Below are 12655 nucleotides of genomic sequence, written 5' to 3'. Positions count from 1 at the left end.
GTCGATTCGGGTGCCCTGTGCTCGGGCTCGGAAGCAGGCGCTTCCGCCGCTGCGCTGACGAAATCGACGGTCGGCAGTGCCGAGGCCGCGGAGACCGGCTCGCTCGGCTCGGGCGCCGCGACGACCTGCTCGGTCACCGGCGCCACGGCAGCTTCCGCCACCGTCGGCACGGCCTCAGTGGAGCCATCCGGCGCAGCATCGACGCCGATCGCTGTCGGCGCCGCGGCAACGATCTCGCTGCCCTCGCCGGAGGCGGCTGCAGCCGCTTCGTTTTCAGTTGGCGCGGCCTGCCCGGTCGGCTCAGCCTCAGCGGCCGGAGCCGGCTGTTCGATGTCCTTTACAATTTCCTTGGGCGGCAGCGGCGCGCGTTTTTCCATGCGATAGCCGAGCGCCTTCAGGACCGAGGCGAAGTCCTCGCCGGCCGAACCGGTGAGCGAGGTCATCGCCTGCGTCACCACGAAGCCGCGGCCGTCGAAGGCACCGGCCGGCTTCTCGCCGGACGCATTTTCGCGCCAAGCCAGCGCCGGGCGGATCAAATCGGCGAGACGTTCGAGAATGTCGACGCGCACCGCGCGCTCGCCGCATTGCCGGTAGCCGAGCACGCGATAGGCATCGCGCGGCAGCGCCTTGTCGGCTGGAAACGACGTACGGCCCGAGCTTGCCAGATGCTGCGCGCCGGTCAGCGCGGACATGTCGACATTGCCATGCTTCTCGGCCCACAGCAGCGCGGCCAGCGCGCGCGCCGCCGGCTTGAGCAGGCCCGGCAGGTAGATGTGGTAGGCGCCGAAGCGCACGCCGTATTTGCGTAAAGTCGCGCGCGAGGCCTGGTCGAGATCCTTCATCTCGTTGGCAATCTTCGCCCGCTCGATGACACCGAGCGCCTCGACCAGCTGGAAGGCGATGCCGCGCGCGATGCCGGTGATGTCCTCGGCCTTGGAGAGCTCGAACAGCGGGCCGAGCAGCTTCTCGATATGCGTCTTCAGCCACAGGTCGAGCCGGGCCTGCACCTTGTCGCGGGCCGCGCCCGTCAGCCGCTCGTCGGCGATGATGCGCAGGCGCGGATGCAGCGCGTCGTCGGCCGCCACCAGCTTGGCCACCGCATCACCGGTCCAGCGCACGGTGCCGTCGGCGGTCAGCACGATGTGCTCGTCCGGAGCGGCGGAGAGCTTCTCCGCCCGCGCCTCGATCTCGCCGGCCAGCGCCTTCTGGGCGGCAGCCTGCAAGGCCTTGGCCTCGGAGCCAGCCTCGGCGGTGTCGGGCGCGAAGGTGAATCCATCCAGCCGGCCGATTGCGTGCCCTTCAACGATCACTTCGCCGGTCTTGCCGATTTCCGTATTCAAAACACTGTTCTCCCGCAGGCGGCGCATCAATACACTGGTACGGCGATCAACGAAACGCTCCGTGAGCCGTTCATGCAGCGCGTCGGACAATTTATTTTCGAGGTCGCGGGTAATCCCCTGCCAGTAGTCGGGGTCGCGCAGCCAGTCGGGCCGGTTGGCAACAAAGGTCCAGGTGCGGATTTGTGCGATCCGCCCCGACAGCGTGTCGATGTCGCCATCGATGCGGTCGGCCTGATCGACCTGCGAGGCATACCACGCATCCGGAATGCGACCTTTTTGCATCAGGAAGCCGAATACCGTGGTCACCAGCTCCGCATGCGCCGCCGGCGACAATTTGCGATAGTCCGGGATCTGGCAGGTCTCCCAGAGGCGCTCCACCGCGGCGGCGCCATGCGCGATGTCGCGCACCTCGGCATCGCGTACGACGTGATCGAGCACGCGCTGATCTTCGGCGCTGGGTGCACGCGTCAGCGCCTCGTGGCCGGGCGCCAGCGCCAGCGACACCTGCAACGCGCTCAGCGACGAAAAATCCAGCCTCGCATTGCGCCATTGCAGCACCTTCACGGTGTCGAACGTATGGTTCTGGAGCGCATTGACCAGCTCGGGCTCGAACGGCGCACAACGTCCGGTGGTACCGAAGGTGCCGTTGCGCGTCGCCCGTCCGGCGCGGCCCGCGATCTGGGCGAACTCCGACGGCGTCAGCCGGCGGAATTGGTAGCCGTCATATTTCCGGTCGGAGGCGAAGGCGACGTGGTCGACGTCGAGATTGAGCCCCATGCCGATGGCGTCGGTCGCAACCAGGTAGTCGACATCGCCGTTCTGGAACATCGCAACCTGCGCGTTGCGCGTGCGCGGAGATAACGACCCCAGCACCACCGCCGCGCCGCCATGCTGGCGGCGGATCAATTCGGCAATTGCATAGACCTCGTCGGCCGAGAAGGCGACGATCGCGGTGCGCCGCGGCTGGCGCGTGATCTTCCGGTCGCCGGCGAATTCGAGCTGCGACAATCGCGGACGCGTGACGATCGAGGCGCCCGGCAGCAGCCGCTCGATGATCGGCCGCATCGTGGCCGCGCCCAGCAGCAACGTCTCGTCGCGACCGCGGCGGTTGAGAATGCGGTCGGTGAAGACATGGCCGCGCTCCAGATCGGCCGCGATCTGGACCTCGTCGACCGCGACGAAGGCGACGTCGAGATCCCTCGGCATCGCCTCCACCGTCGACACCCAGAAGCGCGGCGCCTTCGGCTTGATCTTCTCCTCGCCGGTGATCAGCGCCACCGACTCAGGGCCGGTGCGGTCGAGGATCTTGTTGTAGACCTCGCGCGCCAACAGCCGCAGCGGCAGGCCGATGATGCCGCTCGAATGTGCCAGCATGCGCTCGATCGCAAGATGGGTCTTGCCGGTGTTGGTGGGTCCGAGCACGGCGGTGACGCCGGAGCCCGGGGCACGGTCGGGCGTACGCTCGAAGGGCGAGGTCGCCGAGAGGGGAGAAAAGGCCATTCGCTAATTTGGGCTTTCGTGCCGGCGTTGTCAGCGCCGAAATCAGGGCAATTCGCGCGGCAATGGAACCAACGACGCGCGTCTCGAAGGTGCCGTCACGCGCACGTTTTGAAGGTGCCGTCCGCTTAGATCTGTCTCACATTGCTACGCATATAGGATCGCACCTTAAGCTTCGGAACGCCATGTGAACGAATCGCGAAGGAATCGCTGACTCGTCTGTTCTTCCGGCTTCGTCCGCTCAACATGTCGCGCTCACGCCGCTCGGAGGCACTAGATCAAGTTTTGATAAGACCGACAAGCAACCGTTTTACGACTGGAACGGTGAACAGTCGGAGCACACGCGAGTCGAATCAGAATCGATCAGGAGTCAAACGGATTTATAGGAACGTTCGCGTGAGCCGGTGCTCGTAGGCGCGGCGCGAAACCTCGCCAAACGCCGTCATTCCGGAGCGCGACGTCGTCGCGAACTCGAAATCTCGAAGTAGTTGGGCGAGATTCCAAGGCTGCACTCTCAATCATGTCGAGATTCCGGGTTCGGTGCTTCGCATCGCCTCGGAATGACGAGGAATGTGGCTACTGTGTCTTCGCGACGTGCGGCGGCAGGGTTTGCGTCACGAACGACGTCGCCTCCAACATGCCGGTGCCGAACGGGGTCGGGATCACCATCCGGAACGGCACCAGAATCCGGGTGCCCGCGATCGGCACGAAGGCGATTTCGATGTTGCGCGCGGTGGTGAGATATTTGATCACCGGCCGGTCCGGAATGTAGCCCGCGATCGGCGTGAAATAGATGGCGCAGACGATCGCCGGGCCGCGATAGCCCTTCTCCGTCTTGACGTTCTCCATGCGCTTGAAATCGAGCTTCAAATCGTAGCGCATGCGGCCGTCGAATACCGCCGTACCGGCGTGGCAGGCTTCCGGTGTCATCAGTTCGCCATTGCCGGGCACGCGCAGCAGCGAAGCGGTCATCGGATCGAATACGCCGCGCTTGTGCGCATCCGTCACCGGGACGCGGTCGGGATCGACCGGCGGCTCGGGCTCGATGCCGGACTCCTTCACGTTGCCGTTCGAGAGCGTGATGTGAATCTGCTCGGACTTTCTGCCCGTGGTGGTCGAGGCCTGGTAGGCGTTGGCGACCAGCGCACCATTGACGATGCGCCCCTGCGACGCGCCGGTGCCGGAGCCCTGCGCGAAAGCCTTGAGCAGGCCTGCCGTGCCGCCCTGCGCGGCGGCCGCGTAGGTATCATCGCCAATCTCGATCGCCCAGGTGCCGCGACCAATCGGGACGCCGGCAAGCGTCGCCTCATATTGCGCATCGAGCCTGCCCTGTGCGGCGGCCCCGGCCGGCCCTGCGGCCCACAGCAGCAGCACAGGCCCCGCCGCGGCGAGGCCGCGCCGGAGAAGGAATGAGGTCGCCGTTCCGATGCTCACGAAGGATGATCCTGCGAAAACCGCCGCCGCTGACTGCCAACCGCATCGTCATTTACGCGAAAAGGACGGGCTGATAACGCAGTGTGGCCTCAAAAGACGGCTTTTCAACCTTTTTGACGGCAATCGTGGCACTTCGCTTTCGGCTCTGAATGCGCCCTTTTGATGGTTGGGAGACCTAGCCTATACCTTTGATCTTACGCCGCTTTTTTAGCGATCCGGCGAATGGCGAGCGGGGAGTAAGAGGCAAGTAGCGAATGGAGCGAATACGCCGCCACGCCGAGTTCCCCTACTCCATTCGCTATTCGCCACTCCCCATTCGCTTCTCCCCAACCTTGACGCCTGAAGCCGTCCCCCCTATACGTCCGCGTCTCCCAGAGATGGACTGGAATTTGGACCCCCGCGCTGCCCCCTTGGCGGACGACGGGTGCGGGGATGAAAGAGGATTTGCAACATGTCGCGGCGCTGTGAACTGACGGCCAAGGGCCCCCAGGTCGGCCACAAGGTGAGCCACTCCAACATCAAGACCAAGCGGCGCTTCCTGCCGAACCTGTGCAACGTCACCTTCATCTCGGACGTGCTCGGCCGCAACGTGCGCCTGCGGGTCTCGACCAATGCGATCAAGAGCGTCGACCACAATGGCGGCCTCGACGCCTATCTGCGCAAGGCCAACGCCGCCGTGCTGTCGCCGCGCGCGCTGGACCTGAAGCGCGCCATCGAGAAGAAGTCCGCCGAGACGGCGCCCGTCGCCAAGGCGAGCTAACCAACAAGACGTTTTGCGGCTGGGGCTTGGGGCGCGTGTACGCGTAAGAGTCCAGCTAGTGGCGTTCAGAGTGTGATGCAGCGGTCGGATCGAAAGATCCGGCCGTTTTGTTTTGCGCGGTGGCCGGCGGAGATTGTCTTAACATCAGGTTTCCGCGACGCGGCCGGCTCCTCCAGTTGAGGTGTCAGGACACAACCACGTGCTGCGGTTTGCTAAAATAATCGTTTCGATCGATAAATCAGAGAGTTCCTTGGTTAGCTCCGTATTACTACGGCGCGGGTAATTCAGTCTTTGGTTGGAAACTAAGCCTTACAGGTCATAGGCGCGACAGTGTGTCGCGCCAACCCGTTCACCGGCGCCGCGGAGTTCGCCCTCCACCATCCGGCCGGCGACCACTGTAGGGATGGTCCCAATGTCAGTTTTAAATTTTAGAATTCGCGGCCGGCTTTATGGCGGTTTCGCCATTCTCTTGCTGTTTGCTGCAGGCCTTGCGATCTTCGGCGTCTCCAAGCTGACCGGCATCCGCGAGCAGGTCGACCTTATGACGCTGCAATCCAAGAACACCATCCGGGTCGGTGACATTCAGAGCGAGCTGCAGGCGATCCGCCGCGGCATCCTCCGCTACGCCTTCGATCAGGACGAGGCGTCCTTCGTCGAGTCCGACAAGCGCCTGACCGCAATCACGACGCTGCTCGATCAGGCGATCGCTACCACCCGGAGCGAAGAGCGCAAAGCCGGCTATCGCGAAACCGCCAAGGACATTGCCGAACTGAAGGCGAAGCGCGCCGAACTCGGCGAGGCCGTCAAGCAGATGCTCGCCGGTCGCGCTTTGCTCTACAGCGAAGGCGACGTGATGGCGGCGGACGTGCAGAAATTCGTCGACGCGACGCATGGCACGCCGTTCGAGCGCGATGCGGCTGCGCTGGAGACGAAGGTGCTGCTGGTGCGCATCGCCAACTGGCGAATGCTGGCGACCCGTGACGCCAAGGGCTTCGCCACCTTCAAGACCAATGTCGGCAAGACGCAGGAACAGATCGCGCAACTCGAAAAGACCGACCTTCCGCCCGAACTCGGACGCATGCTGGCGTCGGTCAAGAGCGGCGTCGACAAGTATCAGAAGGCCTTCGACAACACCGGTCCGAACCTCGTTCGCGGCGACGATCTCTATTATCACAGCATCACGCCCGCGATCGTGAAGGCCATCGAGAAGATGGAGAAGGTCAAGACTTCGATCGATGCCGCCTTCGACAAGACCACGACCGATACCGGCGACCGCATCTCTTCCACCATCTCGGCACAGGAAACGATCGCCACGCTGGCCGTGCTGATCGGGCTAGCCATCGCCTTCCTGATCGCGCGCGGCATCGTGCGGCCGCTGTCCGGCCTCACTGCCGGAATGAAGGAATTGGCCGGCGGCAATTTCAGCGTCGTGCTGCCGGGACTCGACCGCAAGGACGAAGTCGGCGACATGGCGCAAGCGGTCGAGACCTTCAAGCTCAAGGCCGAGGAGCGGGCCCGCGAGGAAGCCGAGAGCAAGATCCGGCAGGACGAGGTACTGGCGCGCCAGCGCAAGGCCGAGATGAGCCGGATGGCCGACGATTTCGAAAGCGCCGTCGGCCAGATCGTCGAAACCGTGTCGTCGGCATCTCGCGAGCTGGAGGGTTCGGCCAAAACCCTGACCTCGGCCGCGGCACGTTCGCAGGATCTGGCGTCGAACGTGTCGTCCGCCTCGGACGAAGCGTCCAGCAATGTGCAATCGGTCGCTTCCGCGACCGAGGAGCTGTCATCCTCAGTCAACGAGATCAGCCGTCAGGTGCAGGAATCGGCGCGGATGGCCAGCGACGCCGTCACCCAGGCCCGCGGCACCACCGATCGCGTCAGCGAGCTGTCGAAGGCCGCAAGCCGGATCGGCGATGTCGTCGAGCTGATCAACACGATCGCCGGCCAGACCAACCTGCTGGCGCTCAACGCCACCATCGAGGCGGCGCGCGCGGGCGAGGCCGGCCGCGGCTTCGCCGTGGTCGCGACCGAGGTCAAGGCGCTCGCCGAACAGACCGCCAAGGCGACCGGCGAGATCGGCCAGCAGATCTCGGGCATCCAGACCGCGACGCAGGAATCGGTCAGCGCGATCAAGGAAATCTCCGGCACCATCGAAAGGCTGTCGGAAATCTCCTCGACCATCGCCGCCGCCGTCGAGGAACAGGGCGCCGCGACGCAGGAGATCTCGCGCAACGTGCAGCAGGCTGCGCGCGGCACCGAGCGGGTCTCGTCCAACATCACCGACGTGCAGCGCGGCGCTACTGAGACCGGCGCAGCCTCGTCGCAGGTGTTTTCCGCGGCACAGACCCTGTCCGCCGACTCCGGCCGGCTCAAATCCGAGGTCTCGAAATTCCTCAGTTCGGTCCGCGCCGCCTGAGGGCGAGCGATCTGCAGATTTATCGAATACGACAGCGGCCGGGTCGAAAGACCTGGCCGTTTTATTTTGCGCGGTCAGGATGCCAGACACCGTCATATCACGCGGCTGCCTCGCGCTCGACTGGACTGATCCTGTCCGATTCGTTGCCGATCCGGCTCCGCGCAGTCCTCATATCGAAATCATTCTGCAGATTGAGCCAGAGTTGCGCCGATGTCCGAGCGCCTTGCCGAGCCGCAGCGCGGTATCGGCTGGAACGGCTGTCTCTTCATTCGCCACTCTCTCGATCCTCGTGCGTGGAACGCCCCGCGAAGGGGATGCGCAAAATTGAGGACGAACCGCCATAACCGGCGGCTATCGGGGTTATGGATCTGCGAGAGCGCCTTGTGAGGCACAACACAACGTCCGCGAGCGCGCTATGCTAGATATCCGTCATTGCCGCTATCGAACTGTCACAAAACCCCATCTCCCCAAGCCGGAGAACATCCATTACACTCGCAAAGGTCGCATTTCACAAGGTTGCAATCGGAATGAAGAATATCGTCATCTGCTGCGACGGAACGGGCAACGAGATCAGCGAGAACATCTCGAATGTGCTCAAGCTCTATCGCTGCCTGCGCAAGACCGGCAAGACGATGCCGCGCCAAGCCGTGTTCTACGACCCCGGCGTCGGCACCCTGGCGCAGCCCGACACCTGGCACCGCTTCAAGGCCAATTTCAACCTGGTGCTCGGGCTGGCGACCGGCTACGGGCTCGACGACAACGTGCTGTCGGCCTACTGCTTCCTGGTCCACAATTACGAGGAAGGCGACCAGATCTTCCTGTTCGGCTTCTCCCGCGGCGCCTATACGGTGCGCGTGCTGGCCGGGCTGATCCACAAGGTCGGACTGATCTCGCCCGACCAGGTCAATCTCGCCGGCTCGGGCCTGATCGCCTACAAGCAATTTTCCAGCGACAATCCGAAAGCCGGACACGGCCTGCTGACCGCGCGCGAGACGGCCGACGAGGACGGGCCGATCCCAGCGGACCGCTTCGACCTCGCGGCACAATTCGCCCGCATCACCTCGACACGCTGGCCGACCATCCATTTCGTCGGCGTGTGGGACACCGTCGCCAGCGTGATCGTACCGCGGCGCGACCGCTTCTTCGTCCTCTTCAGCCTGGAGGAGCTGGCATTCACCTTGCAGAATCCCAGCGTCAATATCTTCCGCCAGGCGATGGCGATCGACGAGCGGCGCTGCATGTTCCGGCTGAAGACATGGGACGATCCGCAGCCCTTCAAGCACAACCGCTTCAATGACATCCATGCCGAGCAGCAGGACATCAAGCAGGTGTGGTTTGCCGGCGTGCATTCCGACGTCGGCGGCGGCTATCCGGAAAAGGACTCCGCGCTGTCGAAATATCCGCTGCTGTGGATGATCGACGAGGCGATCGCAGCCGGCCTCAGCGTAAACCCGCGCACGGTCAATCAGCTCGCCTGGGGCCACCAGCGCAAGAACAGCCCATTCAGCTATGTCGCGCCCAGCATTCGGGGCGTGCTGCATAACTCGATGACGCCGGCGTGGCGTATCCTCGAATACATCCCGAAGAGCGCGAAATACAAGGAGTGGCCGCAACGCAAGGTGCATTTCGGCTGCTACATTCCGGACGCGGAGCCGCGTGTCATCCCAGAGGGCGCGCACATTCACGAGAGCGTGTTGATGCGGATCGCCGAATTGCCGGAGTACCGTCCGGTCAACCTGCCCACATCCTACGAACGCGTGCCGCTGCCGGTGCAGGGGGAGAGTTAGGAGAGACGTAAGACGGTGAGCGCCGCATATTCCGCTGTCGCCCCGGCGAACGCCGGGATCCATACTCGAGGCCGCCATGAGTTCGACGCGCTGGTCGCTCCAGCCGGTCTGGATAACTAACAACGGTGGTTCTGGGCCCGGCGTTCGCCGGGACGACGGTGGGAGCTACTTGCGGGCGCGCGCGATCGCGCCGGCGATGATCTGCATGGCGACGCCGACCACCCAGCCGGCCATGATCAGCCAGGTCCAGGCAATGTGCGGCGGCTCGCGCAGAATGATGATGACAACCGAGGCGAAGGCGGTGAGCGTTGCCAAGAAGGTGCCAACCGCGCTCAAGAATTCCGGCGCATCGATCTTCCGGGCTGCGGGCGTGCCCTCCTCATGCGGATGGAATGGCCGTGGCGGCGTATCGATGCCCAGATAGAAGCCGAATGCACCCGACAGCAGCATCAGGAGCAGAAAGCCCTGCGTGGTCAGCCAGGGCACGCTGGTGCCGACATGGGCGCCGACGAAGATGCCGCAAGCCGCGCCCGCCAAGGCGAGGCCCAGTCGCTCCAGCACGTGGGCGAATTTCCGTACGGGAACGCGCATGGGCAAGCCCTGCTTGAGTGGCCAACGGCAGACGACGGCTGCCGCTGCATGCTATCACGTCTTTGGCTCTATTAGCGCAAGACCCGTGGTTGCATCCTTGACTTTGCGCAAATGCGCCGGACTTTCGGTCACGACAAGCTCCAGCGTCGGGCGCACCTGCCCTGTTCCGAGGTGGCCGGCCATTGCCGAGCCGTCGCGCCGGCCGACGACCAGGTGGACATGGATGGAGGGCTCGCCGGATGGCGCCAGTGCAACATCGCCGAGCAAGGAGGCGACCTCCACCTGCTCATTGACCTCGTTGCTGAGGTAGCGCTTCTGCTCCCAATCGAAATATTTCAGCGTCACCGCGCTGAAGGCGCCGATGCCGCCGATCTGGGCCGCGGAGACGCGATTCTGCTTCGCGAACTGTTCGATCGAGCTCATCGCCTCGTCGCCGGTTTGCAGCACCAGCGCAAAGGTGCGCTGGCCGTTGTTCTCATGAAGAAGCTGGTGCTGCATGATGGACCTTCTCCGATCGTTGATGGCGTTGCGCGGTGACGCTCAGCTCGCCCCGGCGGGCGAGCGCACGAATTCGGTCTGCGGTCCGGCAGGCGATGGCCTGGATGGTGAGCGAGGGATTGACGCCGCCGACGGTCGGAAACACCGAGCCGTCGCAGATCCACAGATTGGGAATGTCCCAGCTGCGGCAGTCCGCATCGACGACGCTGGTGGCGCGATCGCTGCCCATCCGCGCGGTGCCGTTGAGATGGCAGGTGTCGTCGTCCTGGATCCAGATGTCCGTGGCATCGACCGCTTCGAGCGCCTGCTTCATGAATCCAAGAGAGTGATCGATCAACCGCCTGTCGTTGTCGCACCACGAATAGGTGACGCGGGGAATCCGCAAGCCGTACTGGTCGACCTCGTCGGCCAAGGTCACGCGGTTGGATTCCTGCGGCAGCATCTCGCCGACGATCTTGAGGCCGACCACGTGGTTGTAGTCCTTCATGGCGTCGACCAGCGACTGGCCCCACAGGCCGCGTGCGCTCATCAGTGTGTTGGCCCAGAGCTGCGGCAATGGCCCCTGGCTCATATAGGCGTAGCCGCCGAAGAAGTCCTTGTGGCGATCATCATAATTCCAATGCTCGGTGATGGCGAGCGAGGGCGGCCCCTTGTAAGAGCGAATCTCCTCATCCATCCGTCCCCATACCGCCTGGTTGGACTGCGCCATGAGATTCTTTCCGACCAGGCCCGAGCTGTTGGCGAGTCCGTCGGGGAATCTGTCGGTTGCGGAGTTCAACAGCAGCCGCGGCGTTTCGATCGCGTATCCCGCAACGACCACATTGCGGGCGCGCTGGAAGCGCCAGGCGCCATCACGGTGATAGTGCACGCCCGAGACGAGGCCGGATGGAGCGACCTCGACGCGACCGACCATCGCCAGGTCTCGTATCTCAGCGCCGGCGTCGATAGCGCGCGGAATCCAGGTCACCAGCGCGCTCTGCTTGGCATTGGTCGAGCAGCCGGTGGTACAGAAGCCGCGATAGACGCAGGGGTGAGCCAGACCGCGCGGCGCCGACAAGGTCGCGAGCGGTGTCTCGGTCCAGCTGATGCCCATTGCCTCGCATCCCTGCGCGAGCGCGCGTGCGGCGGCGTTCAATGGATGGGCGCGATAGGGATAGCGCGGACGGGGCGGTCCCCAGGGATAGGTGACCGGGCCGGAGATCTTCAGGGCCTGCTCGACCTCGGTGTAATAGGTCCACATCTCGCGCCAGTCGAGCGGCCAGTCGGCGCCATAGCCGAGCAAGGTGCGCGACTTGAACCATTCGGGACGGAAGCGCAGCGAGACCATCGCGAAATGCACGGTCGAACCGCCGACGGCCTTGCCGCTGTTGTTGCTGCCGAGCTGCAGCGGATTGGCGCCGTCGACGATGCGGTCGTCGGTCCAATAGAGCTTGGTCTGCTCCGACTCATCGGAGGCGAAATCCTCCAGCGGCCTGAAGTAAGGACCGGCGTCGAACGCCACGACCGAAAAGCCGTATTCGGCCAGCTTGCAGGCCAGCGTGCCGCCACCTGCGCCGGTGCCGACGATCACGAAATCGACCTCATCCTTGTCGCTGTATTGCCGCATCGGCACCCAGCCGCCGGGGCGGAACACGTCCGGCGCGCGGCCGTTGCGCGCCCGCGGCTGATGTCGGGGATCAGCGGACATGGCGATTGCTCCGCCGCGCCGATTCTTCATCGCCCTGCTTGGCCTCGGCCGCTTCCCAGGGATCACGCTCGTTATAATCGAGCCGTACATAGCCGCGTGGACTTGCCGGGCCGCCCCAGCCGACCTCGCTCCAAGCGGTCGGATGCGAGTAGTAGGCAAGCACGATGTCGCGTGCCATGCGCTTCTTGAAAAACACGTCCGACGGCACTCCGCCCCATTCCGGCGCTTTCAACTCGCCGGCCTGTGCCTTGCGCAGCAGCACATCTTGCAGAGGTTCTGCCAATTGCGAGAAACGCATCTGGTAAGCAGCCTGCGCCTCGGCATCGAGGGCCTTCAGCCCGGCGCGCCATGCCTCGCCGTCGCGTGGCATGCCGGGCACGCGATAGCCATCCATGACCTCGCCGTCGAGCTTGTGGTCGACCAGGCCTGCGATCGGGACCGGCGCGCGCCCGATCGGTTGCGGGATGATCCGTGCGGCGATCGCCGTCACGGTCGCGAATTCGTCGGCGCTGAAATATCTCGGCTCCGGCCCGATCGCCAGCCGCCGGCTGATCACCTCGCGCGTCTTCTCGTTCCAGGACGGCCCGGACCATTTGGCGAGAACGTTATAGTCGGGATAGCGATCAGGACTATCAGAAGGCCGCC

Annotated in this window: 9 protein-coding genes; 3 read left to right on the top strand and 6 right to left on the bottom strand. The window is 64.3% G+C overall.

The window, feature by feature from the left end:
* Both WA702_RS16905 and WA702_RS16900 read right to left on the bottom strand, forming a co-directional pair.
* Positions 1–2840, bottom strand: a 2840-nt coding sequence (locus tag WA702_RS16905; RefSeq protein ID WP_425111687.1) for a helicase-related protein, incomplete at its 3' end; no start/stop codon positions are given.
* 573 nt (positions 2841–3413) lie between these two features.
* Positions 3414–4211, bottom strand: a complete 798-nt coding sequence (locus WA702_RS16900; RefSeq protein ID WP_425111689.1) for a DUF3108 domain-containing protein — start codon at positions 4209–4211, stop codon at positions 3414–3416.
* A gap of 511 nt (positions 4212–4722) precedes the next feature.
* Here WA702_RS16900 and rpmB point away from each other — a divergent pair.
* The 3 genes from rpmB to WA702_RS16885 all read left to right on the top strand — a co-directional run bounded on the left by rpmB (position 4723) and on the right by WA702_RS16885 (position 9234).
* Positions 4723–5031, top strand: a complete 309-nt coding sequence (rpmB, locus tag WA702_RS16895) for a 50S ribosomal protein L28 (RefSeq protein ID WP_425111686.1) — start codon at positions 4723–4725, stop codon at positions 5029–5031.
* Positions 5032–5443: 412 nt separating this feature from the next.
* Positions 5444–7447, top strand: coding sequence for a HAMP domain-containing methyl-accepting chemotaxis protein (locus WA702_RS16890; protein ID WP_425111685.1), 2004 nt, complete (start codon positions 5444–5446; stop codon positions 7445–7447).
* A gap of 527 nt (positions 7448–7974) precedes the next feature.
* Positions 7975–9234, top strand: coding sequence for a DUF2235 domain-containing protein (locus WA702_RS16885; protein ID WP_425111684.1), 1260 nt, complete (start codon positions 7975–7977; stop codon positions 9232–9234).
* Between the two features lie 165 nt (positions 9235–9399).
* On the opposite strand, the gene WA702_RS16880 is transcribed toward WA702_RS16885, so the two are convergent.
* The 4 genes from WA702_RS16880 to WA702_RS16865 form a co-directional block, all read right to left on the bottom strand.
* Positions 9400–9825, bottom strand: a complete 426-nt coding sequence (locus tag WA702_RS16880; protein WP_425111683.1) for a hypothetical protein — start codon at positions 9823–9825, stop codon at positions 9400–9402.
* Between the two features lie 54 nt (positions 9826–9879).
* A complete protein-coding gene (locus tag WA702_RS16875; protein ID WP_425111682.1) occupies positions 9880–10323 on the bottom strand; it encodes a PPC domain-containing DNA-binding protein in 444 nt (147 codons plus the stop codon).
* Positions 10301–12010: a GMC family oxidoreductase gene (locus WA702_RS16870; protein ID WP_425111681.1), complete on the bottom strand. Its 1710-nt coding sequence runs from the start codon at positions 12008–12010 to the stop codon at positions 10301–10303. Before WA702_RS16870 ends, WA702_RS16875 begins: the two co-directional genes overlap by 23 nt.
* Positions 12000–12655: gluconate 2-dehydrogenase subunit 3 family protein (locus WA702_RS16865; RefSeq protein ID WP_425111680.1), on the bottom strand; the 656-nt coding region annotated here is incomplete at its 5' end. The genes WA702_RS16870 and WA702_RS16865, both read right to left, overlap by 11 nt.

This window comes from Bradyrhizobium sp., from assembly GCF_049798375.1.
In the GTDB taxonomy this organism is placed as follows: domain Bacteria; phylum Pseudomonadota; class Alphaproteobacteria; order Rhizobiales; family Xanthobacteraceae; genus Bradyrhizobium.
This window is presented reverse-complemented; position numbering and strand designations above follow the sequence as displayed.